Annotated in this window: 32 protein-coding genes; 5 read left to right on the top strand and 27 right to left on the bottom strand. The window is 52.9% G+C overall.

What is annotated here, in order from left to right; translation table 11 throughout:
• Positions 1-36: 36 nt before the first annotated feature.
• The 7 genes from IRJ17_RS13505 to IRJ17_RS13475 form a co-directional block, all read right to left on the bottom strand.
• Positions 37-2,112: a YecA family protein gene (locus IRJ17_RS13505; protein ID WP_173597791.1), complete on the bottom strand. Its 2,076-nt coding sequence runs from the start codon at positions 2,110-2,112 to the stop codon at positions 37-39.
• Between the two features lie 81 nt (positions 2,113-2,193).
• Entirely contained in the window at positions 2,194-2,466 is a 273-nt protein-coding gene (locus tag IRJ17_RS13500; RefSeq protein WP_063230068.1) for a hypothetical protein, read from the bottom strand.
• Positions 2,463-3,455, bottom strand: a complete 993-nt coding sequence (locus IRJ17_RS13495) for a hypothetical protein (protein ID WP_242775000.1) — start codon at positions 3,453-3,455, stop codon at positions 2,463-2,465. The genes IRJ17_RS13500 and IRJ17_RS13495 overlap by 4 nt, the downstream gene beginning before the upstream one ends.
• A 185-nt stretch (positions 3,456-3,640) precedes the next feature.
• Positions 3,641-5,191, bottom strand: coding sequence for a YcdB/YcdC domain-containing protein (locus IRJ17_RS13490; protein ID WP_242774998.1), 1,551 nt, complete (start codon positions 5,189-5,191; stop codon positions 3,641-3,643).
• Positions 5,192-5,348: 157 nt separating this feature from the next.
• Positions 5,349-6,299: a 3'-5' exoribonuclease YhaM family protein gene (locus IRJ17_RS13485; protein WP_122964793.1), complete on the bottom strand. Its 951-nt coding sequence runs from the start codon at positions 6,297-6,299 to the stop codon at positions 5,349-5,351.
• A gap of 16 nt (positions 6,300-6,315) precedes the next feature.
• Positions 6,316-6,834: a YkvA family protein gene (locus tag IRJ17_RS13480; protein WP_122964792.1), complete on the bottom strand. Its 519-nt coding sequence runs from the start codon at positions 6,832-6,834 to the stop codon at positions 6,316-6,318.
• Positions 6,831-7,457: a DedA family protein gene (locus IRJ17_RS13475; protein WP_122964791.1), complete on the bottom strand. Its 627-nt coding sequence runs from the start codon at positions 7,455-7,457 to the stop codon at positions 6,831-6,833. Before IRJ17_RS13475 ends, IRJ17_RS13480 begins: the two co-directional genes overlap by 4 nt.
• A gap of 209 nt (positions 7,458-7,666) precedes the next feature.
• Between IRJ17_RS13475 and IRJ17_RS13470 the strand changes: the two genes are divergently transcribed.
• Complete coding sequence (locus IRJ17_RS13470) at positions 7,667-8,155, top strand: DUF2062 domain-containing protein (RefSeq protein ID WP_173597793.1); 489 nt, start codon at positions 7,667-7,669, stop codon at positions 8,153-8,155.
• Positions 8,156-8,301: 146 nt separating this feature from the next.
• Here IRJ17_RS13470 and IRJ17_RS13465 read toward each other — a convergent pair whose 3' ends face one another.
• The 3 genes from IRJ17_RS13465 to nadE form a co-directional block, all read right to left on the bottom strand.
• Positions 8,302-8,523: a hypothetical protein gene (locus IRJ17_RS13465; protein ID WP_063230062.1), complete on the bottom strand. Its 222-nt coding sequence runs from the start codon at positions 8,521-8,523 to the stop codon at positions 8,302-8,304.
• 66 nt (positions 8,524-8,589) lie between these two features.
• Entirely contained in the window at positions 8,590-9,411 is an 822-nt protein-coding gene (locus IRJ17_RS13460; protein WP_173597794.1) for an MBL fold metallo-hydrolase, read from the bottom strand.
• 1 nt (position 9,412) lies between these two features.
• A complete protein-coding gene (gene nadE, locus IRJ17_RS13455; RefSeq protein WP_242774996.1) occupies positions 9,413-10,165 on the bottom strand; it encodes an NAD(+) synthase in 753 nt (250 codons plus the stop codon).
• Positions 10,166-10,301: 136 nt separating this feature from the next.
• On the opposite strand from nadE, the gene map reads away from it, so the two are divergent.
• Positions 10,302-11,048, top strand: a complete 747-nt coding sequence (map, locus tag IRJ17_RS13450; protein ID WP_122964787.1) for a type I methionyl aminopeptidase — start codon at positions 10,302-10,304, stop codon at positions 11,046-11,048.
• A 135-nt stretch (positions 11,049-11,183) separates the two neighbouring features.
• Here map and IRJ17_RS13445 read toward each other — a convergent pair whose 3' ends face one another.
• From IRJ17_RS13445 to IRJ17_RS13425, 5 genes are all read right to left on the bottom strand, one after another.
• On the bottom strand, positions 11,184-11,633 hold the full coding sequence (locus IRJ17_RS13445) for an ArsI/CadI family heavy metal resistance metalloenzyme (RefSeq protein ID WP_173599602.1): 450 nt from the start codon (positions 11,631-11,633) through the stop codon (positions 11,184-11,186).
• Positions 11,634-11,706: 73 nt separating this feature from the next.
• On the bottom strand, positions 11,707-12,021 hold the full coding sequence (locus IRJ17_RS13440) for an ArsR/SmtB family transcription factor (RefSeq protein ID WP_217365776.1): 315 nt from the start codon (positions 12,019-12,021) through the stop codon (positions 11,707-11,709).
• Positions 12,022-12,159: 138 nt separating this feature from the next.
• On the bottom strand, positions 12,160-12,585 hold the full coding sequence (arsC, locus tag IRJ17_RS13435; protein ID WP_122964785.1) for an arsenate reductase (thioredoxin): 426 nt from the start codon (positions 12,583-12,585) through the stop codon (positions 12,160-12,162).
• Positions 12,586-12,598: 13 nt separating this feature from the next.
• The gene (gene arsB, locus IRJ17_RS13430) at positions 12,599-13,585 is read right to left on the bottom strand and encodes an ACR3 family arsenite efflux transporter (RefSeq protein WP_233454157.1); all 987 of its coding nucleotides are present in this window, start codon (positions 13,583-13,585) and stop codon (positions 12,599-12,601) included.
• Positions 13,586-13,670: 85 nt separating this feature from the next.
• Positions 13,671-13,994, bottom strand: coding sequence for an ArsR/SmtB family transcription factor (locus tag IRJ17_RS13425; RefSeq protein ID WP_173599600.1), 324 nt, complete (start codon positions 13,992-13,994; stop codon positions 13,671-13,673).
• Positions 13,995-14,216: 222 nt separating this feature from the next.
• On the opposite strand from IRJ17_RS13425, the gene IRJ17_RS13420 reads away from it, so the two are divergent.
• Together IRJ17_RS13420 and IRJ17_RS13415 are read left to right on the top strand one after the other, a co-directional pair.
• Positions 14,217-15,227, top strand: coding sequence for an LLM class flavin-dependent oxidoreductase (locus IRJ17_RS13420; RefSeq protein ID WP_173599599.1), 1,011 nt, complete (start codon positions 14,217-14,219; stop codon positions 15,225-15,227).
• Positions 15,228-15,246: 19 nt separating this feature from the next.
• The gene (locus IRJ17_RS13415; RefSeq protein ID WP_242774994.1) at positions 15,247-15,843 is read left to right on the top strand and encodes a TetR/AcrR family transcriptional regulator; all 597 of its coding nucleotides are present in this window, start codon (positions 15,247-15,249) and stop codon (positions 15,841-15,843) included.
• 91 nt (positions 15,844-15,934) lie between these two features.
• Here the strand turns inward: IRJ17_RS13415 and IRJ17_RS13410 are convergent, their stop codons facing one another.
• The gene (locus IRJ17_RS13410; RefSeq protein ID WP_167470310.1) at positions 15,935-16,111 is read right to left on the bottom strand and encodes a hypothetical protein; all 177 of its coding nucleotides are present in this window, start codon (positions 16,109-16,111) and stop codon (positions 15,935-15,937) included.
• 173 nt (positions 16,112-16,284) lie between these two features.
• Positions 16,285-16,632 (bottom strand): PspC domain-containing protein, encoded by a 348-nt coding sequence (locus tag IRJ17_RS13405; RefSeq protein ID WP_122964780.1) that lies wholly within the window; start codon positions 16,630-16,632, stop codon positions 16,285-16,287.
• 173 nt (positions 16,633-16,805) lie between these two features.
• Here IRJ17_RS13405 and IRJ17_RS13400 point away from each other — a divergent pair, with 173 nt between their 5' ends.
• Positions 16,806-17,048 carry a hypothetical protein gene (locus IRJ17_RS13400; RefSeq protein ID WP_233454156.1) on the top strand — a complete coding sequence of 81 codons (243 nt, stop codon included), beginning with the start codon at positions 16,806-16,808 and terminating at the stop codon, positions 17,046-17,048.
• 69 nt (positions 17,049-17,117) lie between these two features.
• On the opposite strand, the gene IRJ17_RS13395 is transcribed toward IRJ17_RS13400, so the two are convergent.
• The 10 genes from IRJ17_RS13395 to IRJ17_RS13350 form a co-directional block, all read right to left on the bottom strand.
• Positions 17,118-17,744: a flavin reductase family protein gene (locus tag IRJ17_RS13395; RefSeq protein WP_122964778.1), complete on the bottom strand. Its 627-nt coding sequence runs from the start codon at positions 17,742-17,744 to the stop codon at positions 17,118-17,120.
• Between the two features lie 101 nt (positions 17,745-17,845).
• Positions 17,846-19,003 carry a homogentisate 1,2-dioxygenase gene (locus IRJ17_RS13390; RefSeq protein WP_122964777.1) on the bottom strand — a complete coding sequence of 386 codons (1,158 nt, stop codon included), beginning with the start codon at positions 19,001-19,003 and terminating at the stop codon, positions 17,846-17,848.
• A 16-nt stretch (positions 19,004-19,019) separates the two neighbouring features.
• Entirely contained in the window at positions 19,020-19,955 is a 936-nt protein-coding gene (locus IRJ17_RS13385; RefSeq protein ID WP_242774992.1) for a fumarylacetoacetate hydrolase family protein, read from the bottom strand.
• Positions 19,956-20,236: 281 nt separating this feature from the next.
• Complete coding sequence (locus tag IRJ17_RS13380; protein ID WP_122964775.1) at positions 20,237-21,151, bottom strand: RluA family pseudouridine synthase; 915 nt, start codon at positions 21,149-21,151, stop codon at positions 20,237-20,239.
• Between the two features lie 75 nt (positions 21,152-21,226).
• Entirely contained in the window at positions 21,227-21,715 is a 489-nt protein-coding gene (locus IRJ17_RS13375; RefSeq protein ID WP_242774990.1) for a hypothetical protein, read from the bottom strand.
• Positions 21,716-21,873: 158 nt separating this feature from the next.
• Complete coding sequence (locus IRJ17_RS13370; RefSeq protein WP_242774988.1) at positions 21,874-22,572, bottom strand: MBL fold metallo-hydrolase; 699 nt, start codon at positions 22,570-22,572, stop codon at positions 21,874-21,876.
• Complete coding sequence (locus tag IRJ17_RS13365) at positions 22,569-23,207, bottom strand: TetR/AcrR family transcriptional regulator (protein WP_173597796.1); 639 nt, start codon at positions 23,205-23,207, stop codon at positions 22,569-22,571. The genes IRJ17_RS13370 and IRJ17_RS13365 overlap by 4 nt, the downstream gene beginning before the upstream one ends.
• A 217-nt stretch (positions 23,208-23,424) precedes the next feature.
• Positions 23,425-23,946, bottom strand: a complete 522-nt coding sequence (tpx, locus tag IRJ17_RS13360; RefSeq protein WP_122964771.1) for a thiol peroxidase — start codon at positions 23,944-23,946, stop codon at positions 23,425-23,427.
• An 88-nt stretch (positions 23,947-24,034) separates the two neighbouring features.
• Positions 24,035-24,568 carry a hypothetical protein gene (locus IRJ17_RS13355; RefSeq protein WP_173597798.1) on the bottom strand — a complete coding sequence of 178 codons (534 nt, stop codon included), beginning with the start codon at positions 24,566-24,568 and terminating at the stop codon, positions 24,035-24,037.
• A gap of 48 nt (positions 24,569-24,616) precedes the next feature.
• Positions 24,617-25,045, bottom strand: coding sequence for a gamma-glutamylcyclotransferase family protein (locus tag IRJ17_RS13350; RefSeq protein ID WP_242774986.1), 429 nt, complete (start codon positions 25,043-25,045; stop codon positions 24,617-24,619).
• Positions 25,046-25,066: the final 21 nt, after the last annotated feature.

Here is a 25,066-nt window from a genome sequence, read left to right as displayed (position 1 = left end):
GAAAAAACCCGAGGAGCGATTCCTCGGGTTTTGTTTTTATACCAAGACGCCAGTCGGCACACCCAGCAAATGGGCAATCGCTGGCGGATACAGCTCAGGCGTGCTGTACAGACGCCAGTTGCCATCCTCGCCTTTGCCAAACACGCCGGAAATCATCCAGTCAGGCGCCAGCACGTCTTTTCCGTCAGCAGCGATAGCCAACGTGATTTTTTCACCATCAGGACGTTTGGCAACCCAGCCGTTTGCGGCTGTATCCAGCAAGAGCAGCGTTTCCTCTGCTACTTCTTTCGGAGCGGAAGTGTTGCCGTACAAGTTCTGATTGGCTTCCTTTTCCAGTACGCCACGCAAACGGTATGCTTCTGGCAGCGTCTCTTTCAGCTCTGCCAGCAAAGACTGCATGTTCGCGTACAAGGCACTGGCTCCTTGCTTGTCCAGCCACTTGAAGAATGCGGTCAGAACAGACAGCAGGTTTGTTGCCAACGTTTTCGTCGCAGCATCTGCACGGGTAAAAATGTCATGAACGAGGAAATAAGCAAGCTCCTCCTTGCGCAGCTGCTCCCAGGTAAACGCAGGGCCAAACGCGCCTCTGACAAAAGAGCGGAAGTTGTTCATAACCTCATCATATTTTTTGACCGTAGCTTCCGACTTGCCTTCTGTCATCTCTTGCACGAAGCGATTGATGTCAGCGAGTCGGTCAGGATGCACGGTGTACACACTTTCTGGCAAGCCTTCGATCAATGGTCGGTTGAGCAGGTTGTTCACGTGCAGGCTGGCATTGGACAGGCTCAGGCGCGGACGGAGCATGTCCATCCGAATGAAACGGGCAATGCCTTGTCCTACTTTGTGATCCTGTTCCATTTGCACCAGGAGGCTTTCCAGCTTGGCGTGAAGCTCTTTGCTGTCTGACGCCGCCACCAAAACAGGAGGCAGGTCGTCGAGCGCATCCTGCGGGTTCACCAGCCATTTTTCCGCAAAATACGTCTGCACAGCCCATTGCAATACTTTTGGCGGCAATGTCGGCTGGCTCGTAATGAACAAGGTTCCTTTGGACAGTCTGGAACCAGTCGAGGTCAGGACGCGAATCTCTTCCTCTTTTTCGTAAGCGAGCAGCAAAAGCAGCTGCGCCACTTCCTCCAGCTCCGAAGCGTATCCTTCCAGATACAGCTTGTCGCCTTCCAAAATTGCCTCTGCCTGCACTTCATACAGTTCAAGCAACGCATCTTTCAGCGCCGGGAACAGATGCTCTTCCTTGCGTGTCGCATATACCCAGATTTCCTTGGCGCCATCGGACTTTTTCAGCTCGAAAGCTGGATTGGCCTCGATCGCTTTGGAAAGCTGATCGCGATTGGGCAACACATACGTGCGGCGCAGCAAGGTGCCTTGACCAGATGCTGGCTGTTCGCTGCCTGTTTCTGTCCCGCCGAACTGAACGATGAAACGGTACAGCTCCGTCGTATACACTCTTTTGCCCGCGTCTTCTGCCGCATGCTCCACTTCCGGATGCTGATTCAGCCATTCCAGCAAGCTTTCTTTGACATGCGGCTGCAAAATGATGCTGCCGGAAAAGAGCATGTTGCGCAAGCCGAGGTTCAACAGGCGACCGACGATCATCTGGCCTGGCATGACATTCAGGCTATTGGAACGCAAAATGTAATGCTTTTCCAAAGTGAGCGGATGTTGAACCGTCATGACATCGCGGTCTACTTCCGTGATCTCGTATACGTTCAGATGCAAGCCTGCAAAAGCACGACGGAGGTCAGGCTCCATCCGGCGGCCGTGCTGCTTGATGTAGTTCTCCAGCAGCGTGCTTCCGCCTGTTCTCACATCCAGGACACACCAGTTGAAGAAATGCGCAGCCCACTCTGGACGCGTGACTTCTTCTTCGGTCAAGCCCACTTCTGCTGCAAAACGGCTGCGCGCTTCGGAAATGGTCTCGCTGGTGACATTGCCACCTACGAAATGGTTCAGACGCTCGACCCAGCCTGCATATTCTTTCTGCAATTTTTGTTCATGACGGCTGCGCAGTTCGGTAATCGGTGTAACGACTCCGCAGCACTTCTTGTATTTTTTTCCGCTCCCGCACGGGCACAGTTCGTTTCTTCCTACTGACATAGAGGGTTTGGATCTCCTTTCCATCCCACGCGGCATGCGCGGGGAATCCTACACAATCCCCCTATATTACCGCATTTTCCATCATGTGTTCAAGTGTTCTCGTTTTGGCTCATGTGCGATTCCCACATCGCCGTTGCCTTCCCACTGGGAAATAAACAGCTCCAGACGGTTCATCAAGCGGACGATGCGCTGCTTTTCGCTCATGCATGTAGATATAGCAGAGAGCTGGTTGGCGGCAAAAAGTTCCACCACTTCCCGCTCCATGTCTTGAAGGCGAATCCGATAACTCGCGATGATGTCGCGCAGCAAATCAAATCGCTGTTCCAACCGGATCATGGCCTCAAGTTTACTCATTGTTGCTCACTGGTTGCCAGTACTTGCTGAATGCCAAGTACGATTTGCTCATGCTTATGTTTCTCTTTCATCAGCACTTCTATAGCTTGCATATTGCTTTGTTGGAAATGCGCGACGACTTCCTGGGACATCTCCTGATTGCGGCCTTCCAGGCGGCTGATTGCTTCTTGCAGCAATTGTTGTACTTCCTCCAGCACTCGTACATTCGTAGCGTTTGTCATGTTCGTTTCCTCCTTGGTAAAAATTGTTTCTTCTTGTTTCAGTTCCTGATGCAACGGGCTTGCTGTTTCGGGTGCAACTTCCTCTGTTTCATTCTCGATGACGGCTATCGATTCAGAAGAGTCCGCCGCTGCGATTTCTTCCGCAGCCAGCTCCTCATCGGTTTCCTCACTGCGAACAATGATATACAGCGTTTCTCCCTCGACCCGGAATCGGTCATCCAGCAGGGGCAGAAAAGCGGCATCCCCGGCGATCCCCACCTCTTGCTCCAGAAAATGGACAAGCGAGCGGGCAGCTACGTGCGTGATGCCGTTATCCCGGCAAAAATCGTAGACTTGGTCGTTTGCCTGCGTCCACTCTGCCAGGAACCATCGGTCGTCGCCTTGATACTGAACAAAGCGAGGGTCGCGTTCCAATTGCAACATGCGAAGGATCTGATTCCAGCCAAACTGCGTCTGACGGCGCAACTCAGCGACGATCTGTTCCAGCTTTTTAGGCGTTTGGGTATCGCGCAAAAAGCGGTGCGCCAAATCGTACACCTGATGCGGCTGGTAAGTGATCTCCACGATCGCCTCCGAGCTGGCAATCCGTACAGGCGACTGCTCCATCTTCAACACTTTATCAAGTAGTGTCGCGCTATCCAGATCCAAAAAAGCCGTCAGCTCATTCACTTCCATCCGGGAGCAAATCTCCGTACGTGGGAGGGAGCGCTCGCCGGACCGGAACACCTTTTTGACAATACTTGGTAGGGTATAGGTTGGCCGTTTCATGCACTTTCTCCTTCTCGTGATCGGCATTTTTGCCAAATCAAATGGGAATCAAGAAGATATTCTACAAAAAGCAAAAAAATCCTACTAGCTGTGAAGTGTTTGTCTATTTTGAAAAGAAAGGCATGGGACAATCCATGCAAACAACCCGGCAGCACACAGCCACGCCGGGTCGTTGCCTGTTTTGGTTACTCGGTCAGCTCACGCCAGCTGTCCGCTACTTCGCCTGTTTTGGCTTCCACCTGCAACGCTTCCGTATCCGCCGTCGGCACATACGCGAGCTGCGGAGTGGCAGCTGTCTGCCCGCCGATCTGCGGATAGAAGTACGCAAGGCGCAAAGCAGCATGCTTCAACAACAGCTCTTTGGCTCGCTCCTGACCGATGACCCCTTGTTTGTCCAACGCGGCTGGCATGGCGGCTGTTTCGTTCACCTTTGCTCTGACGACGTTCCCTTTTTTCGCGTCTACTTCGATGGTAAACAGCGGAGTAGACGCGCGGATTCCAGTGGCCTCGGGATAAAAATCGTACTGGTAGAGCGGCCGCACCACATTTTGATCGGCCCATCCGGGCAAGTAGTCAACCGGGCGAGTTTGTTCGACCACAAAGCTCTGTTCCCTGGACAACAAATTCGTTTCTGCAAAACGGAGGGCCAACGCTTTTGCTTCATCTTCACTCAGCGGTTTTTCCCGTTCGCTTTGGGCCGAGCCATCCAGGGAAAAGGCAAGCAACGACTTCGTTTTCCGCTCTACCAGCACGGAGGCACTCTGGTACATTCTCGCGTTCCACTCGTACAGATCGGTGTCGCGTTTCTTTTGTTTCACGGATGGGGCCTCGAATGTCAGGCTGCTCATTTTCAGCGCGAAGTTCTTCGCAAGCCACTCTTCCATTTTAGTGCGATCGCCCCAGCTTGAGTTGCCAGCGGTTCCTTTCAGCTTGACGGTTTCCGTTGCCGTGACAGTGACTTCCGGGACGATTTCTCCGGTCAGGGCATCCACAACCGGGAGCTTGACCGGCTCGTATACGAGCTTGCCCGCAGCGGTATCGTAAACAAGCTGCACGTCCAGGTCATTGCCCCACGCGCTCGCCGCCTTTTCCAGAGCGATCGCTTTTTTCGGGTCAGCTACCTCCGTTGCCAGTGGAAGCTTCTTTTTCTCTTGCCAAAAGTGCACAATCTGTCCCGAAGCATCGATATAGGCGCGACCCATCTCCTTTTTCACCCAGACGCCGTTGAGCACCGGATAAAACGGCACGACTGCCAAGCGGTCGAGTCCCGCTTTCCGATCTGTAGAGAGCCTGGGCTGTGTCGCTATGACGATATGATCAGGCACGTTCTCGCGAATAAAATCCGTCAGCTTTTTGTAGGTTGCTTGTTTGTCCCACTTTTGCTGATCACGGTCAGCGCCATTCAGTTTTAAGGAAGTAATGTTTCCATCTGCATCGACGACGAGATCGAGAAAAATATTTGCGGTAATCACGCTTTTTCGGTCGGACAGAGCAAGGATCGTCTCGGACTTGCTGCCTTTTCCGATCGCATCGACGTGCAGGTCGGACAAAAGCGGCACGTAATCTTCCTTCAAATCGACCAAAAGCTTGCGTATATCGTCAGGCAGCGGAATGACTTCGAGATCAGATTTGCCGTCGTAGGCATAGACAGGTGCCGCTGTTCCAATCGCAGCTCCCGGCACGGCGAGAACTGTCGCCACCAGCATTACTTCAATTATTTTGCTGCTTTTTTTCATAGCAAACTCCTCCTTTGCAAGCCAATCTTGTAGTAAGACGGTACAGGAAGGAAAAGGTTTCAGAAAATTTGTTCGGCACAAAAAAGCCAACTGCCTGATTCGAGCAGTTGGCTTTCTGGTTTTGGTGCTTTTCCTTTTTCATGCTGCCAGATGACGATTAGTAGCCTCGCCAAACTTTTCGTCTGAGCACACCTGCGTACGCCCACTCGTCTTCCTCGCCCATGTCGGCGAGTGTTTGCCCGAGTGCGTTCATTTTGCTGTCGATCTGGTCCAGGTAATGGAACAAGACAGCCGTCGGAGTCTTGCCGGATACGGCGCTTCCCCAGCCGTTCTCCACTTCCCCATGATGACTCAAAATGCAATGTTTGAGATGAAGCACCTCGGCGTCTCCGAGCGGAATGTCCAGCTTGCGGCAAATGCCGCTGACCATCTCGACGCCCATCACCAGATGGCCGATCAGCTGGCCTGGCGTGGTGTAGTCCGGCGCAATCGGGTCTGACAGCTCGTACAGCTTCCCGATATCGTGCAGGATGCAAGTGGCGTAGAGGACATCTCTATCGACCTGCGGATAGAGCGGAAGCAAGCTTTGCGCCGCTGACAGCAAGGAAACGATATGTTCCAGCAGTCCGTGGTAGTAATTGTGGTGCATTTTTACCCCTGCCGGGTACTGCCTCAGCCGCTCGCTGATTTCCTCCGTAGCCAACGCCTCGCGGATAATCGCTCGCAGCGTGTCGCTTTTCAAGCTGTCTACCGTCTGCATGAGCTTCGTCCACAGCTCGTCCACCGGAACCGGGGATACAGGGATCAGCGACTCCATCAACACTTCATCCGATGCGGCTGCCGGGCGAATGCGCTGGATCACCAGCTGCTTTTTCCCACGGTACATCTGGACGGCGGCGTCGATTTTCACCACAGATTTTACGGCGATCCACTCTTTCATTTCAGGGCTGACATCCCACAGCTTGGCCATGAGCGTGCCGGAGCGATCTCCCAGCTCCAGGTTCAAATACTCGCTCTGGTTGCTCGCCACGCCAGCCTCTTTGCTTTTCACCAGGCAAAAGGCGACGACTCTCTCTCCCTCTTGATAATCCAGCAAATATTTTGTCATTCGTGTCCCATCCTGTTTATTTTTTTCGGAACAGTGTCTCTTCCAGCTTTTTCACGATTTTTTTGCCAACGAGGTCATCTGCCGACTTTACGACCTTCGTAATGACACCGAGCAAGTCTTCCTTGCCATTCCAATGCTCGCGCACGATTTTTTCATCCACGTCCACCAAAATTCGCCGCAGGGCGTAAACTGCCAAAACGACGTCGTCCAAAAGCCCGACGCCGCCGACGAGCGCTTCCGGGATAAAATCGATCGGCGTGATGAAATAAGCGACCGCCACCCCGGCAATCGCCTTGGACTGAACGCCTACCCGCTTGTCCAGAAGCAGACGGGCGAGCAACACGAACAGATCCGGCGCCAACAAAATATAGTTCGCTGCCGTGTCATTGACGCCTTTGTCTTTGATGAAAGCTTCGATTTTGGCCCGCAGTTTGTCGTAGAAACGCTGATGCACCTCGGGTAATTGTAGCGGAACCAACTGCTCAGGCTCGCGAATCACTGGCAGGTTATTGTCTTGCCGATTCTCTTCACTCATTGCATTCCCCTCCGTTTTTGTTTCTTCAAACTTGCCCGATGCCGCAAATAAGACCAGCCGGCAATGATTGCAAACAATGCGATAAAGAATATAGCCAGATTGCGCGAGATGAGATCGAACAGTTCATCCCAGCGCTCTCCCAACTGCCAGCCCAAGGTGACGAACAACAGGCTCCAAAACAGCCCGCCCGTATACGTGTACAGCAGAAATGTCGGAAACGGAAGTCTCGTAATTCCCGCGAAGTAGGCGGTAAACTGTCGCACCCCAGGGATAAAATAGCCGAGCGGCAGCGCCCATTTTCCTACCCGATTGAACCATTCTTCCGTTTTTTTGTAGACGGTGTATCCCATGCCGAGCCGCTTCCCGTACTTCTCTAAAAAAGGGAAGCCCAGCTTTCGCCCGATCCAGTAGGCCGTCGTCATCGCTGATATCGAGCCGAGAAAGCAGACGAGAAAAGTAGGCCAATAAGCCAGTTGACCTGTCGAAACCAGAAAACCGGAAAAAACGAGCAGCGTTTCTTCTGGCAGCGGCATCCCCAAAATTCCCAGAAAAAACAAGCCAAACAAGGCTCCGTATCCGTATTGCGCAATGTAGTCGCCAAATGTAGTCATCACTTCTGCCATAACTTCCACCACTTTTCTTGCGGGTCTGCCCTCTCCATTATGCCAAAAGATAGCAGCATTCACAAATGAACGCTCCTCTCGGTCGGCGTGGACAAAGGGGTATCAATTTTTGCCAGGAGAACTGGACATACTTGTGTTAATTGGCTTCCCCCAAGCGAAGCCTTTTTTGGGAAAAACAGAACATGAGTTCAGACAAAAGAGAGGCAACTATGTGGAACAAACTGTACCGCAAACTGAAATTCGAATACTACAAGCTGATCAGAATGAAAGGGGCGCCTTCTTTTGTCGCCCGCGGCTTTTCCGTCGGGATTTTTGTCGAGTTCATTACCCTGCCCACCTTCGGCCTCGCTTTTTTGCTGCTCTTTCCGCTGGTCAGGCTGTTTCGCGCCAGCCTGCCTGCGGGTTTGATCGCGTTTGTCATCGGAAAACTCGTGCTGCCTATCTTCATGGTCGTGAACTACAATATTGGGTACGCTTTTGTCGGAAAACCGTTACAGTCTCCCCCCGCCCCTCCGCACGAAGCGTGGCCGCAATGGCTTGTCTGGATGAAAGAAAAAGGGTTGGCCTACTTCACAGGAAGCGCGATTATGGGCATGGTCGTCGCAGTCGCCAGCTATTTTTTGGTACATGGCGCTCTTCTGATGTATCGCCGGAAAAAACTGCGCCGCTCCGTGACCCACGGCCGCACCTCTCCCTGAAAATTCGGCGGCTCCACCGCTTCGCATTAGAAAACTTGGCTGCGCCAAGCCTGCGGCGCAGCCTTAGTTGCACTTATACTGTATAAAAAAGACCGGAACTGACAATTTCTTGTCCGTCCGGTCTTTTTTATGTACGCAATCTTGCGTTACGCCAAGTAGCCTTTATCCCGCAGTTGCTCGATGATTTCTGCAACAGTAGCGTCTTGTTTCAACAGTTCCATCGTAACTTCCACTTGTTCCGGGGACAGGCCGTTCGCTCCGAGGCTTTCTTTTACCAACACGTCGTTAGGACGGCGGAAATACGTTTGCAACGTACGTTTCACGCGGCCTTCGAGGCTCGTTCTCAGCATCAATTCAGTCGTCGACATCTGTTCCACCTCTTTCCTAGAAAGTTTTGTGCGTAACTTCTATTATCGTACAAAACTGCCTAATAATCAACCTGTCAGTGAAACAGCTTCCTTCATCAGCACGATGCGGTTTTGCTCGTGGGAATCTTGCAAATACTGGCCGATCGGCGCACCGTCGTAAGAGATTTGCCGAAAGCTCTCAGCCAGCGCTTCCTCGCTCATCCCCGCCGCTACGCCTTCGAAAATCAGCTTCCGGGCAGCAAGCAAATACTCTTGGTCCCGTCTGATCCGGTGCAAAATTGACTCGCGCCCTTTTGCCGGGACGCCGTGCCCCGGAATGAGCTCTTCAACCTCGCCGTCCACGACCAGCTTTTCAATCGCTTGCAAGCTCGACAAGTACGCGCTGCTATCGTCCACAAACGGAAATTCCAGGTTGGAAAGCATGTCGCCGACGACCAGCAGTTTTTGCTCGCAAAAGAGCGTCGCCAGCTGATCAACCGTATGGCCGGGAACCGGGATAAACCGCACTTCTTCCCATGCTTCCACCTGCTCGACCAGCTTGTCAAACGCGGGAGGATTCAGCTCGTACGGACGATTCACATAATACGAGCCGTCAAACTTCCTCGCCTTCTGCAGCTTTTTGGCAAGCCGCTCAGGGTCGGTAATCTTTTTGTGCCCAATCAGCTTGGCATCGGCAAATCGGGGATAGCCCACAATATGGTCCCAGTCGCCATGCGTCAAGACGAGAACAAGCTCCCGTCCGTTTCGCACACTTTGCACATACTCGGCAATCGCCTCGATCTCGTGCGGAAAATAGGCCGGGTCAAACAAATACAGTCGGTCAGGCGTCGAAACGACCGCACTCGTCGTCTGCCACAGGCAGCTCGTAAACAGCTTGTAATCGCTCATCTTAAATACCTGGCATCAGGTTGCGTTTGTGTTCGGATATGCGGTGCAAGTAATCGATGCGCTCTTTTGCCTCCGGTCTGGTTTCTCCGGTAATCAGCAGGCGGTCGAGGTCTTCGTACGTAAAGCCCATTTCCTGCTCATCCGTTTGGCCTTCCCACAAATCGGCGGAAGGAGCTTTCGTAATGATCGCTTCCGGCACGCCAAGCGCAGCGGCGAGAATGCGCATTTCGTGCTTGGTCAGGCTCGCTACCGGGTTGAAGTCAGCCAGACCGTCTCCGCCTTTTGTCATGTAGCCGACATGAATCTCGCTGCGGTTGCACGTATCGGCAACCAGATAGCCTTTCTGGTTAGCTACGGCGTACAGCACGGTCATGCGCAGGCGTGCTTTTGTATTTCCTTTTGTCTTGTCGTCGAGCGCGAGCACTCCTTCAATAGCTGGAACAAGCGCATCGTACGCAGCTCCGACATCGACTGTATGCAAATTCATTCCGATCGCTTCAGCCAAACGCTGTGAATCTTCGGCGTGAACGTTTTGCGAATACGCTGGCAGCCAGATGCCAACGACTCGTTCGCGGCCCAGGGCACGCACGCACAAAGCCGCTGTTACGGCGCTGTCGATGCCGCCGGAAATGCCTACGACTACGCCGCCCAGCCCGTTTCCGTCAATCTGCTCGCGAATAAATGCGACGCGTTTTTCGATATCGTCCTTTACATGAATCTGGTAGTTCGCCAGATGTTCTTGAAACTTGTCCACGCTACCTACCCCCAGGTTGTTTAGTTCTTCCTCATCCTACCATGCCGTTTTCACTGTGGCAATTAGCCCCAAACAGGTCTACACTGTATACTGTATAGAGAGCATTTGAACTTACGCGAGGACAAGGAGAGAGTCGATGATTATCCTCAAGACACCCGAAGAAATCGAACTGATGCACGCAGCAGGCAAGATTTTGGCTGCCTGCCATCGCGAGATTGCGAAGATGATTCGTCCTGGGCTAACCACTTGGGAAATTGAACAATTTGTAGAAGAGTTTTTGGCGAGCCACGGCGCAACACCGGAACAAAAAGGCTTCCACGGCTACCCGTACGCCACCTGCGCTTCCGTTAACGACGTGATTTGCCACGGCTTCCCGAAAAAGGAACCGCTGCGCGATGGAGATATCGTCACGATCGACATGGTTGTGCGCAAAAACGGCTGGCTGGCGGATTCGGCCTGGTCGTACGAAGTGGGCACCGTCTCACCGGAAGCGAAAAAGCTGCTGGAAGTCACGGAAAAATCACTGTACCTGGGCATTGAACAAGCGGTTGTCGGCAACCGGATCGGCGACATTTCCCACGCGATTCAAACGTACGCCCAAGCACAAGGCTACTCGGTTGTACGCGACTTTACCGGCCACGGAATCGGACAGGAAATGCACGAGGAGCCGTTCGTTCCGCACTTCGGCCCTCCAGGACGGGGTCAGCGCCTGAAAGAAGGCATGGTCATCACGATCGAGCCGATGCTCAATATCGGCACCTACCACGCCACTGTCGATGCCGACGGTTGGACGGCCAGAACCCGCGACGGCAAGCTGTCTGCCCAGTACGAGCACACGATTGCTATTACGGCGAACGGGCCGGTTATTTTGACGAAGCAATAAGTACAGGACTCAGTTGCATTGCTCAATCCACCTGCCAACGAGTCAAGGGTTTGCCTCACCTCACTCCCTTGACTCCGCTGGCTATGGTAAATCTACATTCTCGCCATTTTCATATGGCCCTCCCCCATTTCGCCATCAGCAACAGCTCTTTGTCTCCCCATTCCCGTTCTCGGATTCAGGCGTGCAGCAAACTGCTGCAATCTCCCGATGAGTATCTGCATCTGCTTTCGTGTAAAAGAACTCCCACTCGTTTCCATCCGGGTCGTGTACCCAGAATTTATCCTGGGTTGCATAACAGCAGGTAATGTTCCTTTCATCTTTATTCGAAAAAAGATTGCGCTTCTCCAAACGTGTTTTATGGATGAGGACGTCTTCTGTCGAAGCGACTTGAAATCCAAAGTGGCTCACTTGATTCCCGGTCACTTCACGGCTTACATTCAGCGTAAAATTCAAAGCTGGAGAAGACAGAAGAAACTTCGCGTAATCAGGCTTTACTTTGACAGGTTCAGCGTCAAACAGCTTAGAGTAAAACGCGATCGACTTCTCCAGATTTGTTACGTTAATCCCAATATGAGCATACAACATGACTGTTCCTCCTCAATATCAAAAAAATTTGATTTAAATATCAAAAAAAATTGATGTTTTGAATAAAAAAATTTTAGTAACAAGTGTTGCTAGACCGGAACACACAACAAAGCTCTTCGGAAAGAAGGTGATTGATCTGAGTTTCGTTTAGCTGATAGTAGTTCCATGTTCCATCCGTCTCTTTTTGGATGAGATTGGCATCGAGAAGGATCTTGAGATGATAGGACAGTTTGGACTGTGCCATATCCATCACTTCTGCCAAATCACATACACAAACCTTGCCGCGCTGCGTCAGTTCGTACATGATTTGCAGTCGCTTCCGATCCGCAAGAGCTTTAAATTTGGCTTCATATTGTTCAAATGTCCCGCTTATATCTCCTTGCTTCATCCTGTCTCACCTGCATCAACTTTTTTTGATGTATTAACTGTATCACCAAAATCTTGCAAAAGCAACGGATTACATCAATTTTTTTTGATATTGGAAAATGCCCCCGCTTACCTATCCGAGAACCGGGGGCATTTCATGTTATTTTCCTGCTTCCACGAACTGGACGACACGCTTCCTGATGGCATCACGAACGGTTCGGAACTGCTCCTTTACTTCCTCCTCTGTCCCTGTTGCCTTGGCTGGGTCATCGAACCCCCAATGCAGCTTGATTGCGTTTTCGTTCGGGATCAAAGGGCAATTCTCATCTGCATGCCCGCATAACGTAATGACGTAATCCGCTTTTTTCAAAATGACAGGATCAATCTTGTCGGAAGTGTGATGGCTGATATCTACTCCTGCTTCTTTCATCACATCTACAGCCCGGGGATTCAGCCCATGCGCTTCTAGCCCCGCACTCATCACCTCGTACTTTCCCCCGCCAAGCGCTTGTAAAAAACCGTGGGCCATTTGGCTCCTGCAAGAGTTGCCCGTGCAAAGAAAATAGACGAATGCTTTGTTAACCATGTTGGACTCTCCTTTACTTTTGGCCTGGATGAAAATACTTCTTCTGAAACCAAAGTGCCAAATTCACGAGTGCAATCATCACGGGCACCTCTACCAGTGGGCCGATCACCGCAGCAAACGCAGCCCCGGAGTGGAGCCCAAAGACGCCCACGGCAACAGCGATGGCCAATTCGAAATTGTTGCTTGCAGCGGTGAACGCCAGCGTAGAGGTTACTGGATAAGGAGCTCCTGCCTTTTTCCCCATGAAAAACGACACCAAAAACATAATGACAAAGTAAATCAACAGTGGAATCGCAATCCGCACAACATCCAGCGGAAGCGCGACGATGACGTCCCCTTTGATCGAGAACATGACAATGATCGTAAACAGCAGAGCGTTCAACGTGATCGGACTGATTTTTGGGACAAACACGCTCTCGTACCAGGTACGCCCTTTTCGGTGGACCAACGTATAGCGTGTGATCATCCCTGCAAGAAACGGCACCCCCAAATAAATAAAGACGCTTTTGGCTACTTCAGCGATAGTTATGTCAACCACCATCCCCTGCAAACCGAACCACTCTGGCAAAACTGTAATGAAAATGTACGTATAAACGGAATAGAACAAGACCTGAAAGATTGAATTGAAGGCAACCAGTCCCGCCGCGTATTCAGTGTCTCCCTTACAAAGATCGTTCCATACAATGACCATTGCAATGCAGCGAGCGAGCCCAATCATCATGAGACCTACCATGTACTCGGGATAGCCTTGCAAGAAAACAATCGCTAGCACAAACATTAAAATCGGACCAATCACCCAGTTCTGTACAAGGGATAACCCCAGCACTTTCCCGTCGCGAAACACCCGCCCCAATTCTTCATAGCGCACCTTTGCAAGCGGCGGATACATCATCAAAATGAGCCCGATTGCGATCGGAATAGATGTAGTTCCGACCTGAAATTGATTCAGGATGGCAACCGTATCAGGAATGAAAACGCCGACTCCAATTCCGAATGCCATGGCAAGAAATATCCACACGGTCAAATAGCGATCTAGGAAAGACAAACGCTTTCCTGTGTGTTCACCCACTTTTGCCCCTCCTTTCTTACTCGCACGTCACTAGCAAACCTTGCTTACCAAGTTCCTCGATCTCGGCAGAAAGGTCGGGCAATTGACTCAATCCGTATCCTACTTCTGCCAATCTGCTTCGATTCAAGGAATAAATCACCCACTGGCCTTTTCGAGTTTCCGTGACAAATCCAGCAGCCTTGAGCCGCCCGACATGCTTAGATACCGCTGGCTGAGAAATTTTGAAGATCGGAACAAATTCACAAACACAAAAGTCCCGGAGCTTCAATAAAGCAATCATCTTCAGCCTCGTGGGATCGCCCAGCGCTTTTAGACTGTCTGCCAACTCCAAAATGTCCATGCTCCATATCCCTCCTCTCTTCACAAAGAGTATAATATAACTATAAGGTTATGAATCGTTTTTACGGGTTTCTTTACAAATCCTTTACACTGGAACCAGATCGCAAATGTGCTGCCACAGCCGATCGAAACATTGACAGCAGCCTCCCCTCCCCGTAAGATGCAAGTACGTTTGTTACTAACCAGTAACATTCTGACACCCCAAAAGGAGGGTTCCCTTTCCATGAGCAAAACATTGCGCGATATTCCGCTGTCTGTGCTGGATCTCGCTCCTATTGTAGAAGGCAGTACAGCTGCCCAGTCGTTCCAAAACAGCCTTGACCTCGCCCAAAAAGTCGAGAAGTGGGGCTTTCACCGTTACTGGCTCGCGGAGCACCACGCCATGCCCAGCGTTGCCAGCTCTGCTACCTCTGTCCTGATCGGCCACATCGCGGGAGGGACATCGACAATGCGCGTTGGCTCCGGCGGGATTATGCTGCCCAATCACGCCCCACTCGTCATCGCGGAGCAGTTCGGCACTCTCGAATCGCTCTATCCGGGGCGGATTGATCTCGGGCTGGGCCGCGCTCCCGGAGCAGATCAGCGGACGGCGCGTGCGTTGCGACGCGACCTGCGGATTGGCGGGGATGACTTTCCTGAGCTTTTGGAAGAACTGCGCGAGTATTTGCGGCCGCGTACGAGCGATGCTCCCGGTGCCTTGCGCGCGATTCCCGGCGAAGGCTTGAACATTCCGATCTGGCTGCTCGGCTCCAGCGATTTTTCCGCGCGTCTCGCTGGGCTGCTCGGGCTTCCCTTCGCTTTTGCCGGACACTTTTCCCCCAACTACACATTGCCTGCCTTGCAGACATACCGCCACACCTTCCGCCCTTCCGAGGTATTGTCCGAGCCTTACGCGATGGTGGGCGTCAATGTGATGGCGGCTGATACAAACGAGCTTGCCGAACGATTGGCCACCTCGCACTACCAGGCGTTTCTCAACCTCGTGCGCGGCGACTTGAAACCGATCCAGCCGCCCGTGGACAATATGGATGAGCTGTGGAGCGAGTTTGAGAAACTTTCGGTGCAGGCCCAACTCCGCTCCTCAATCGTGGGCGACCCCGATACCGTGAAAAGCAAACTGTCTGAGCTTTTGGAAGCGACCCAGGCGGACGAGCTGATGATTACGACGCAAATGTACCGCCACGCCGATCGGGTGCGTTCTTTCGAGATCGTCGCGGATATTTGGAAATCGTAACAGAGAGCAGGACGCTGCCATGACCACAAGCAAACGAACCCGGGTGCCCCGCGCCAAAGCGCAAGAAATCATTTTGAACGCAGCCGAGGAACTGTTTTACCAGGAAGGCATCCATGCCGTCAGTGTAGACGCTATCGTGGAACGTGCCGGACTGAACAAAATGAGCGTCTACCGCCAGTTTTCCTCGAAGTCAGACTTGATTTTGGCCTACATGCAAAAGAAGCAGACCGTTTTCTGGCAAGAGTGGGAGCAAAGCATGGCCAAGCATCCCGACCAGCCTCGGGAGCAATTGATCCAGTTTTTTGCCGACCTGGCTGCCAAGGCGTCTTCCCCGGAATTTCGCGGCTGCTGCTTCATCAACGTCTCGATCGAGTTTCCCGACACCGCCCATCCGGTTCGCGAACTGGTTTGCACGCATCAGAAACGGATTTCGGATGCCTTCCTGGAACGCACAACGGCGCTTGGTGCCGCGAATCCATGTGAGTTGGCCTACACGCTGATGCTGTTGATGGAAGGAACGTACGCCGACAGTCAGACGTACGGAACAGACAGCGCCGCCATCCGGATGGTGCCGACGATTGTGGAAAAGCTGCTCGACGCCGCGCTTCGCGAATAAAAGGCAATACGCAAAAAAGTGGCTGACTGCCGTTTGGGCGGTCGCCACTTTCTCTGTTTTCACAAGCCTGCATCCTTTTTTACGCGCATCCTTAATGCTGGCCGCTTGTTGCGTACTTCTCTTTGTTGGTCATTTCTTCCAAGGCCTTTACGTCTTTCTCCAGCTCTTGGATGTCTTCTTCAATCAGCTTTTTCAGGTGCTGCTTTTCCCGCAAAACTTTGCGAGTCTGCTCCAGACGCTGATTCAAATCGAACACGCCGAGATACACTGCCGTTCCCTCCCTATGTACATTCTCCACCTTACATGTTATGCACCGGGATGCCGAAGTTGACTAGATTTCCGCCAATAATTTTCCTCAGCCAGTTGCGCCCGAACAGCTTGCCTTTTCGCCAACAGAAAAAGGCTCCCCGTGCCAAGTAGACAAGGAACCCTTTTTGCTGCTTACAAGCCTCTGTATTTGCTCAGTTCTTCCCGCAAACGATGCACTTCCTGCACCAGCGCCTGCTTCTCCAGACGGTCAATTTCCGAATCGAGATCGTTCATCCGCGAATGTCCAGCCTTCGGAGTGTCGTACAAGCCAAATCCGTCACCGGCAAATGCCCAGCTCGGTTCTTTTGGCATGATCATCGCCATGAGCAGATAGATCAGGATCGGAAATCCTGTACAAACAGTCAAAATGACAACGCCTACACGTACAAGCGTCGAATCAACGCGCAAAAACTGGGCAATGCCTCCACAAACCCCAAACAGTCGCTTGTCTTGCGAAGAGCGGTATAAACGTCTTTCCATGGGAACCAATCCTTCCTCTACAATATCCGCTTGCCTTATATGTATTAAGGATACCCTAGTGCGTAGCGCGGCAAAATGGCCCATAGAGGGATTTGTCCTCAGCCCCTAGACGGATATCGGCTTTTCGCGTATGAAAACCGCGCAGAATAGTCACGCTACTAACGAGGTGAAGCATGATGCGGTTTCTTCTGTTCCTCTTCACAGGCTTGCTCCTTGGCGGCTGTACGGCTGATGGGCAGGAACGCTCCTACATCCAAAGCGATCGGAATTTGTACTACCAGCAAAGCGTCGTTCACCCGCTGGGCCAGGAGCCGAACGCCACTCCTTATGGCACGCCTGCCAATGCCGGGACTTCCTCCGATTACGACAGCTGGATCAGACCCGATGCCATTTCCCGTTATCCCGGTCTGAACTAGCGAACAAGAGAACGCCAAAAACCGTTCCAGCTGCCTGCCGGAACGGTTTTTCTCTGTCTACAAGCGCGATTACTTGGATGCAGGGTCAGGCTCGTAGACGGGACGCGGGCGGTCAAACAAATCTCCCAAAGTGGCATACGTATGCCCCGCCAGCCTGCTTACGGGTGCGAAGGCATGGGCGTCAATTCGCCCGGCGTGATACAGCTCGTCGGCTACATGTACGTGCACAACTTCCCCGATGATCAGGTCGGATGTAGTCGGACTTCCCAACTCGACGACCTGGTGCAGCTTGCATTCAAAATGAATCCGCGATGCCAAAAGTCTTGGAACCGCAACAACCGACGAAGGAGCAACGGCAAGGCCGAGTGCGTCGACCTCGCTCACTTGTGGCGGATAGTCGGCAGATGTCTGGTTGACGGCGTCCACATTGTGAACATCCACCATGTTGACGACAAACTCGCCCGTCTCCACGATGTTTTGCGCCGTATCTTTGCGGACGCTGCCCGGCTTGCGCATGACAGCGACAGACACCATCATCGGCTCGATGCTCGCCACATTGAAATAGCTGAAAGGAGCGGCGTTGATGACACCGTTGCCATCCTGCGAAGTCACCCAGGCGATAGGCCGGGGAATGATGCAGCCGATCAACAGTTTGTACTTCTCCTGCCTTTGTAACTCGTCAATCCTGATTTCCATCGTGATCCCGCCTTTTTTACGCGAAAAACGTCTCGACGTTATTTATGGTAAGTGCTGCGACCACTTGCGATCAACCGTAACGCTCACAGCCGCTTTTGTGTTCACTCGGACGGCAGCCAGCTCGACATGTACGCTTCGTCCTCCACTGCCAACGCCTCTTTTGTGACGTAAAGCGGCTGGAACGTATCCAGCATGACCGCCAGCTCCATCGTTTCCTTTTTGCCGATGCTCGCCTCGATTTTGCCCGGGTGCGGCCCGTGCGGAATGCCCATCGGGTGCAGTGTGATCGAGCCTTCGTATACGCCTTTTCGGCTCATGAAGTTGCCATCCACATAGTATAACACCTCGTCGCTCTCCACATTACTGTGGTAGTACGGAGCGGGGATCGCCTGCGGATGGTAGTCGTACATCCGCGGCACGAACGAGCAGATGACAAAATTTTGTCCGGCAAACGTCTGATGCACCGGAGGCGGCTGATGGATGCGCCCGGTAATCGGCTCAAAATCGTGAACACTCAGCGCGTACGGATACAAGTAGCCATCCCAGCCTACGACGTCAAACGGATGGAAGTCGAAAAAGTAGCTGTAGACAACGGATTGGCGCTTGACGCGCACTTCGAACTGGCCGCTCTCTACGTGTGTCACCAGCTTTTCCGGTACGCGAATGTCCCGTTCGCAAAAAGGGGAATGTTCCAACAATTGACCGTGCTCGTTGCGATAGCGCTTCGGAGGGACGATTTCGTTTTGCGATTCAATCACCAAAAAGCGGCTCTGCACACTAGGCACGATCCGATACGTCGTGCCGATCGGAATGACCAGATAATCTCCGGGACGGTAGGTAATCGTGCCGAAGATCGTTTGCAGCTCGCCCTCTCCCTCGTGCACAAACACGACTTCGTCGCCGTCTGCGTTGCGGTAAAAGTAATCCATCGGCTCTGTCGGCGAACAAACGCCCATGACTACATCGCTGTTCCCCAGCAAGTAGCGGCGGCCAAAAACCGGATCGCCTCCTTGTGCCAGGTCAAACGTTTTGAAATGCTGGTGCTTCAAATCCGCCTGCTCTACAAATTCCAGACGCACATCCGCATATTTGCGCGTCTCGCGCACTTGCGTCGGCGGGTTGTGATGGTACAAAATCGACTGGATGCCAGAGAACCCTTTCGTTCCCATTACTTGCTCGCGGTACAGCTGGCCGTCCGGTTTGTAAAAAGTCGTGTGCCGTTTTTGCGGCAATTCTCCCATGCGGTGATAAAAAGCCATCCTGCTTCCCCCTCTATTATCGTGATTCGCTGATCGTATTTCTGAGCACGCCCAGGCGCTCTACTTCAAGCTCTACCACGTCGCCCGGCTTGAGCCATCCGTATTGCTCCGGCCCCAGCTCCAGAATGCAGCCAGTGCCCACTGTCCCGGAGCCGATGACATCGCCCGGATACAGCATGCAATCTTGCGAGGCCCTGGCAATCATTTCCGCAAACGTATAGTGGATGTCGAGCAAATTGCCGCGGGAATACTCCACGCCGTTCACCCGCGCCACCATCGTCAGATCGTAGCGCTCGCCTTTTGCTCCCGCTATGCGTACATCCTCCAGCTCTTCCGGCGTAACGAGCCACGGCCCCATCGAAGTAGCGAAGTCTTTGCCTTTTGCTGGCCCAAGCCCGACCTTGACCTCTTCACGCTGAATGTCGCGGGCACTCCAATCGTTGAGGATGCAAAAGCCTGCTATATGCTCGTGGGCACGCTCTGGCGGAATATCTGCCCCTGCCTTGCCAATCACGCACGCGACTTCCAGTTCGTAGTCGAGCCATTCTGTCGCTTTTGGCTGCTGGATGCTCGCGTCCGGGCCCAAAAAGGCTGCTGCATTGGAAAAGTAAAAGACCGGGAACCGATACCACTCGGGAATCATATCCAGTCCGCGCCGTGCCCGGGCTGTCTTCACATGCGCTTCAAAGGCGTAAAAATCGCGAAAGCTCGCCGGGCGCGGCAATGGCGAGCCGAGGAACACGTCCTCTGCGGCCAGACCCGTTGCTTGCACGTCTGCGCTTTGCGCAAGCGTCAGCAAACGCCCTTTCCATTCCTCCCACTGTTCCAACAATCCGAGCAGCGTATCGGGTGCGCCCGGCAGCGCCTGCGCGATGTCTGTGATTTTGCCTTCCGCAAGCAGTCCGGCGCGCCACGCTCCCCTGTCGTTTTGTCGATAGGAAACCAGTTTCATGCGCTTCCCTCCTTCCTTTTGTTGCACAAAAAAACCCAGCTCGCCCCCGTTCGCTCAAATCGGTGCATGACAAAGGAAAGGGGTGTCCCTGTATCTTGTCAAAAGCTCCGAAACGTGCGTCAGGCGCAAGCTGGGTCTGTCTGCTACCGAAAAAAATCTTGCGGGATTTTTCCCCGCAGACAACCAGCTGTTTCCACAGCTTATTTGTTTGTTTCTTCTATCATATCGAAAACGCTTTCTGCTTTCCACAGAAATTTGCCGAATTTTTTTGCGACTTCTTTCTAGCTGCCCGCAGGCCGTTCCGGGAAAAACGTTCGCAGCAATTGCTGCATATCCGCTGGCAGCGGCTCGGCAAATTCCATAGGCTCGTTGCTGCGCGGGTGAACAAAAGACAGTCTTGCCGCGTGAAGCGCCTGTCTTCCGATATGCTCCCGTCCGCCCAGGTAAAGGTCGTCGCCTGCAAGCGGATGACCGACGCTTTGCATATGTACCCGAATCTGATGCGTACGGCCTGTCTCCAGCTTCAGCTCCAGCAACGTCATGCCCTCACCGCGAGCCAGTACCCGATAATGCGTAACAGCCGATTGGCCATCTGGCCGGATTTGCCTTGTGATAAACGAATTTTCCGCAAGCCCGATTGGCGAATCAATCGTGCCTGCATCGTTCGCAACGATCCCTTCGGCAATCGCCTGATAAAAGCGCTGGAGCGTCCGCTCTTGCTGCATGCGGCTGAACTGCTCGTGCGCCCACTGGTTTTTGGCGACAATCATCAAGCCTGACGTATCTTTGTCCAGGCGGTTGACTGCGCGAAACCGCCGCGCTTCGCCCCGCTTTTTCCAATAGGCAATCACCCCGTTGGCAAGCGTACCTGACGGATGGTTGCCTGTCGGGTGCACGACCAGTCCAGCCGGCTTGGCGATGACCAGCAAATCGTCGTCCTCATAACGAATGCAGAGCGGCATTTCCTCAGGAGCTACCGTCTCTTCTGTTTCTTCTTCGACCATGACAGCCACTTCGTCTCCGGCTTGCAGCTTTTCATTCACGAACACGAGGACTCCGTTGCGCGTAATCGTTCCTTTGAATTTGGCACGGATCAGCAAGCGGCGCGACACACCGTAACGCTTTTGCAGCACATCCCGCACCGTTTGTCCTGCATCTATCTCATCCGCTGTAAAGCGTATCAATTCTTCCTGCATGTTGTCTCTCCTTTGGGATTTTCCCTGTTGTCCAGTATAGCAAAAAGTCCCGGTGAGTAGACAACCTTCGCGAGGTTAAAGCGGGCGATTTTCCCTGACCTCAATCACAAAAGCATGTCCCGCATCGCCTTGGCTCCACTGCCCGCGAACGTCAAACAAATACCAGCCCGGCTGCTCGGGAGCATTCCATTGGTTTCCGTTTTCCAAAAGCTGTTCGATCCGCTTCGAGCCGATCCATTGCGCGACCGTAAGAGACTCCGTCGTGGGCGGGGGCGAATATGTAACGGTTAGCATGGCGCCGGGATTCACTTGCAACGGCTTGGGCTTTTGTTCCCCGATCACTTCCGGCGGAGCGGCCATGTCCATGCAGACACCCTCGTTTTCGTAGTTCCAGCAGTATGAGGTCGGAACCGTCACGGCTGTTTTGCCTTTCCACGCGATGACAGGCGCGGGCGGTTGGGCCAGCTCTTGAAAAGACGACTGATTGAGCATGCCAAGCTGACAGCCTGTCAGCAGCAAGACAGCTGCCATGTACAGCGGGGCTATCTTTTCTACCTTTTTCATCCAATCACCTCTATTATGAGACGCGAAAAAGAGCGGTTCGTTTCAACCGCTCCTGGCAATTTGTGCTATCGCTTTATCGAACACGTACAGTGGAAGGAAACCAACTATCGCAGCGTCTTGATGAGCAAACAGCTGACGCCCTCATAAAGCCCGGCTTCCTACTGCCACACACTCGTCGGGATGGAAAAGGCACGGGACATTTCCGCCAGGTACGCATCGAGCTGCTCGGCGGGATTGTGTACCGCCTGGCCGTGACATACTTCCAGCCGAAGCGGGTTCAACTCTCGCACGATTCGGCTGCTTTTCACCGCTTCTGTCATGTCGGCCGTAAACATCGGCATCGGGCGGTGCAGTTTTCCCCGCTTGGAGGTAAACAGATCACCTGCCAGCAGGACGCGATCTTGCTCGTGGTAGTAGACGACGTGACCAGGCGAATGCCCTGGCGTGAGGTACGGCTTGAGTCCAGCGATCGCAGCCAGTCCTCCGTCCTCTGTTTCCGCGAGCGGCTTCGCCAGGCCCGGCTGAACGTTCGCTTCCAGCTTTTTGCGGCGCGGATACAGCTCTCTGCCTTCCATGTACGGAATCTCGATCCGATGGGCATACACCGGAACGGGCATCGTTTCCACCAGCCGCTTGACGGCTCCTACGTGATCGGAATGGCCGTGCGTCAACAAAATTTGCTTCAATGGCCCTGCTCCCTGTTTTTGCAGAAACGCCGCAATGCCTTTTGCCATGAACGGCATCCCCGCATCAACCAGCGTCACGCCGTCCTCTTCTACCACCGCCCAGACACGAACCGGAATCAACATCCAGCTGCGGATGCACCAGATGTGCTTGGAGATTTGCTCGATCTTCATTTTTCACCACTCCTTGTCATCGTTTGTTTGCTGCCCGCGAGGATGACGTCCACAGCCAGATCGAACGTCGGCGCCAATCTGCCTAGCAACTCTTCCAGCGATTCCTCCGAATGGGTATACGTCCCGACGATGCCGTGCAACGTATAAAAATAAATCCGTGCATACGCCAAAGCTTCCTCTTCCCCGACCTCAGGCGGCAAGCAGAGCAACACGGCTTTTCTCAACAGCCCGAACAAGTGCGTGCGCAGCGCCTGAAGCTCTTGTTCCGGCTCTTCTTCGTCTATGCGCGATGCTTTGATCATGAAAAACAGCGTGTACATGTTGCGATTCCCCAGGCAAAAGCGGATGAACTGGCGACTGATTTCACGCAGTTTTTCCTCGGATGACCGCTTTTCATCCGCAAGCGCAGCTTCCATTTCCTGTGCCAACGTTTGCAGCGGCCCTTTGGAAAGCTGATGCAGAAGCGCTTCCTTGTCTTTGAAATAAATGTAGAGCGTCGTATGTGAACAGCCTGCCGCCTTGGCGATTTCCCGAATCGAGACGGCCTCGAAGCCCCGCTCCGCGAAAAGTTGTGTCGCGGCCGCGAGAATCGCCCGCTTCGTTTCCTCTGATCGCACTTCCTGTCTGCTTGCCATGCAAGACTCCACTCCTGACTTCCACCGAACAAAATAACCAGTGGTTAGTAACCATTGGTAATAATATAACCATTGGTTACTAAAATCGTCAACACATTTTTGCAGCTCCCCAAAAAACAGGCGCCGCCTGGACAAAACAATCCAAAACAAAAACCCCCTCCTCGTCTCCATAGACGAAAAGGGGGTCTGACTCTCAGCAGATTGCTTGCGAAAAAGCTTACTTCGCAGCTTTTGCAGCAGCGATTGCCGCTTCGTAGTTTGGATGCTCACCAGCAGCAGCCACATACTCCGCATGAACCACTTTGTCATTTGCATCGATTACGAATACAGCGCGGGACAGCAGACGAAATTCCTTGATCGCTACGCCGTAAGCTGTACCGAAGGACAGGTCTTTGTGGTCGGATACAGTTTTCACTTTGTCGATGCCAGCAGCACCGCACCAGCGGTTTTGCGCGAATGGCAGGTCAACGGAAACAGTCAGAACTGTTACGCCTTCCAGACCGGCAGCCTCTTCGTTGAAACGACGAGTTTGCGCGTCGCAAACACCTGTGTCGATGGATGGGATTACGGAGATGATGCGAACGGTTCCTTTGGAATCGTCCAGAGTTACAGGGGACAGGTCGCCGCCTACTACAGTGAAGTTAGGAGCAGTATCTCCCACTTTGATTTCCGGACCGAGCAGGGTAACAGGACCCCCTTTGAAAACAAATGCGCCTTGACGCTCAACAGCAGTTGTCATGATTTCTTCCTCCTCACCAATACTTTCATATGTACCTCATTTATCATACCCTATCATTCACTTTTTTTCACTATGCCAATAGTAGAAATTACAGATTCACTTGCACTTTCCCGGAAGCTTTGGCATCTACCTTGACGATGCGCTTCACTTCGTGCTCATACTCCCAGTCTGTTTTCGCGTTCAGCTCGTGGCAACGCATCAGCGCATGGTAAAGCGCGAAGCCAAAATCGACATGCTTCATCTCGTAGCGCGTAGCGTGTGCCTTTGGCAGTGCCGTATTGAAAATCTCGATCTGATACGTAGCCTTTTCCCGCTTCTCCCTGACCGGGACGATGTAGCCCATCTGCTTCAGGACAAATCCGTAGTCAAACTCGCCCTCGTCGTCAAAGTCAATCGTATCGTCGGACGTCGCCAGACATTCCAGCAGCGTGCCCATATCCAGCATGTCAAAGCAGGCCGGCTTGGGCAGCGCCAATACCGAGCCATCCTGATTCACGAAGTAAATATGGTCGCGATAGTGAAAGATCAGCTCATCCTCGGGAACTTCCTCCGTGAACATCCAAAAGCTTTGCGGAATAAGCAAGCGCCAGATTTGCGCAGGTTTCGCGTTCATCAATTCCATGGCAGGGTCCCTCCTTTTCCCTACCAGTTTTGGCAAAACGCGCCTCTGCTATTCAGCCCGCTCCATGAAGGCGCGCCAGTCTCCGTGCTCCACTCTGGTCCCGACCCGCTTCACATAGGCTTCATCCAAATAGCGGTAAACGTACACCTCTACCTCTTGCCCAGTCTCTCGGACACAGGCTGTTACGGGAATCCGCTCGTACTCGTTTCGCGAGTCTCCCTCGCCGTAGTAGGTTTCCAGCTCGTCGAGACCAGCCAGCGCCTTTTCGTACACCTCAGGGGCAAAATCGACGATCTCGCCTGCCACTTCTCCCGCGTCTGTCATGAGCAAGCCGGGGTAGCCTTCTGGCAAATGATAGATTTCCCCCTTGATCGTCGCCCTTGTTTTGGTATGCGGGAACGGTTTGATATAACCGCTGTCATTATGAAAGCCGGACAATAATGTGCCATAGACGAAAACAGGCAGTTGCTTTGGCAAAACGATTCACTCCAGTCAGTT

Origin of the sequence: Brevibacillus parabrevis, assembly GCF_022701015.1 — a bacterium.
GTDB lineage: Bacteria > Bacillota > Bacilli > Brevibacillales > Brevibacillaceae > Brevibacillus > Brevibacillus parabrevis.
Note: the sequence above shows the minus strand (reverse complement) of the source record. Positions and strands in the feature narration are given on the sequence as shown.

Excerpts from the sequence above, each read along its gene's own strand:
- IRJ17_RS13505 (WP_173597791.1), bottom strand. The coding sequence starts at position 2,112 with ATGTCAGTAGGAAGAAACGAACTGTGCCCGTGCGGGAGCGGAAAAAAA.
- IRJ17_RS13500 (WP_063230068.1), bottom strand. The coding sequence starts at position 2,466 with ATGAGTAAACTTGAGGCCATGATCCGGTTGGAACAGCGATTTGATTTG.
- IRJ17_RS13495 (WP_242775000.1), bottom strand. The coding sequence starts at position 3,455 with ATGAAACGGCCAACCTATACCCTACCAAGTATTGTCAAAAAGGTGTTC.
- IRJ17_RS13490 (WP_242774998.1), bottom strand. The coding sequence starts at position 5,191 with ATGAAAAAAAGCAGCAAAATAATTGAAGTAATGCTGGTGGCGACAGTT.
- IRJ17_RS13485 (WP_122964793.1), bottom strand. The coding sequence starts at position 6,299 with ATGACAAAATATTTGCTGGATTATCAAGAGGGAGAGAGAGTCGTCGCC.
- IRJ17_RS13480 (WP_122964792.1), bottom strand. The coding sequence starts at position 6,834 with ATGAGTGAAGAGAATCGGCAAGACAATAACCTGCCAGTGATTCGCGAG.
- IRJ17_RS13475 (WP_122964791.1), bottom strand. The coding sequence starts at position 7,457 with ATGGCAGAAGTGATGACTACATTTGGCGACTACATTGCGCAATACGGA.
- IRJ17_RS13470 (WP_173597793.1), top strand. The coding sequence starts at position 7,667 with ATGTGGAACAAACTGTACCGCAAACTGAAATTCGAATACTACAAGCTG.
- IRJ17_RS13465 (WP_063230062.1), bottom strand. The coding sequence starts at position 8,523 with ATGTCGACGACTGAATTGATGCTGAGAACGAGCCTCGAAGGCCGCGTG.
- IRJ17_RS13460 (WP_173597794.1), bottom strand. The coding sequence starts at position 9,411 with ATGAGCGATTACAAGCTGTTTACGAGCTGCCTGTGGCAGACGACGAGT.
- map (WP_122964787.1), top strand. The coding sequence starts at position 10,302 with ATGATTATCCTCAAGACACCCGAAGAAATCGAACTGATGCACGCAGCA.
- IRJ17_RS13445 (WP_173599602.1), bottom strand. The coding sequence starts at position 11,633 with ATGTTGTATGCTCATATTGGGATTAACGTAACAAATCTGGAGAAGTCG.
- IRJ17_RS13440 (WP_217365776.1), bottom strand. The coding sequence starts at position 12,021 with ATGAAGCAAGGAGATATAAGCGGGACATTTGAACAATATGAAGCCAAA.
- arsC (WP_122964785.1), bottom strand. The coding sequence starts at position 12,585 with ATGGTTAACAAAGCATTCGTCTATTTTCTTTGCACGGGCAACTCTTGC.
- arsB (WP_233454157.1), bottom strand. The coding sequence starts at position 13,585 with ATGGCATTCGGAATTGGAGTCGGCGTTTTCATTCCTGATACGGTTGCC.
- IRJ17_RS13425 (WP_173599600.1), bottom strand. The coding sequence starts at position 13,994 with ATGGACATTTTGGAGTTGGCAGACAGTCTAAAAGCGCTGGGCGATCCC.
- IRJ17_RS13420 (WP_173599599.1), top strand. The coding sequence starts at position 14,217 with ATGAGCAAAACATTGCGCGATATTCCGCTGTCTGTGCTGGATCTCGCT.
- IRJ17_RS13415 (WP_242774994.1), top strand. The coding sequence starts at position 15,247 with ATGACCACAAGCAAACGAACCCGGGTGCCCCGCGCCAAAGCGCAAGAA.
- IRJ17_RS13405 (WP_122964780.1), bottom strand. The coding sequence starts at position 16,632 with ATGGAAAGACGTTTATACCGCTCTTCGCAAGACAAGCGACTGTTTGGG.
- IRJ17_RS13400 (WP_233454156.1), top strand. The coding sequence starts at position 16,806 with ATGATGCGGTTTCTTCTGTTCCTCTTCACAGGCTTGCTCCTTGGCGGC.
- IRJ17_RS13395 (WP_122964778.1), bottom strand. The coding sequence starts at position 17,744 with ATGGAAATCAGGATTGACGAGTTACAAAGGCAGGAGAAGTACAAACTG.
- IRJ17_RS13390 (WP_122964777.1), bottom strand. The coding sequence starts at position 19,003 with ATGGCTTTTTATCACCGCATGGGAGAATTGCCGCAAAAACGGCACACG.
- IRJ17_RS13385 (WP_242774992.1), bottom strand. The coding sequence starts at position 19,955 with ATGAAACTGGTTTCCTATCGACAAAACGACAGGGGAGCGTGGCGCGCC.
- IRJ17_RS13380 (WP_122964775.1), bottom strand. The coding sequence starts at position 21,151 with ATGCAGGAAGAATTGATACGCTTTACAGCGGATGAGATAGATGCAGGA.
- IRJ17_RS13375 (WP_242774990.1), bottom strand. The coding sequence starts at position 21,715 with ATGAAAAAGGTAGAAAAGATAGCCCCGCTGTACATGGCAGCTGTCTTG.
- IRJ17_RS13370 (WP_242774988.1), bottom strand. The coding sequence starts at position 22,572 with ATGAAGATCGAGCAAATCTCCAAGCACATCTGGTGCATCCGCAGCTGG.
- IRJ17_RS13365 (WP_173597796.1), bottom strand. The coding sequence starts at position 23,207 with ATGGCAAGCAGACAGGAAGTGCGATCAGAGGAAACGAAGCGGGCGATT.
- tpx (WP_122964771.1), bottom strand. The coding sequence starts at position 23,946 with ATGACAACTGCTGTTGAGCGTCAAGGCGCATTTGTTTTCAAAGGGGGT.
- IRJ17_RS13355 (WP_173597798.1), bottom strand. The coding sequence starts at position 24,568 with ATGGAATTGATGAACGCGAAACCTGCGCAAATCTGGCGCTTGCTTATT.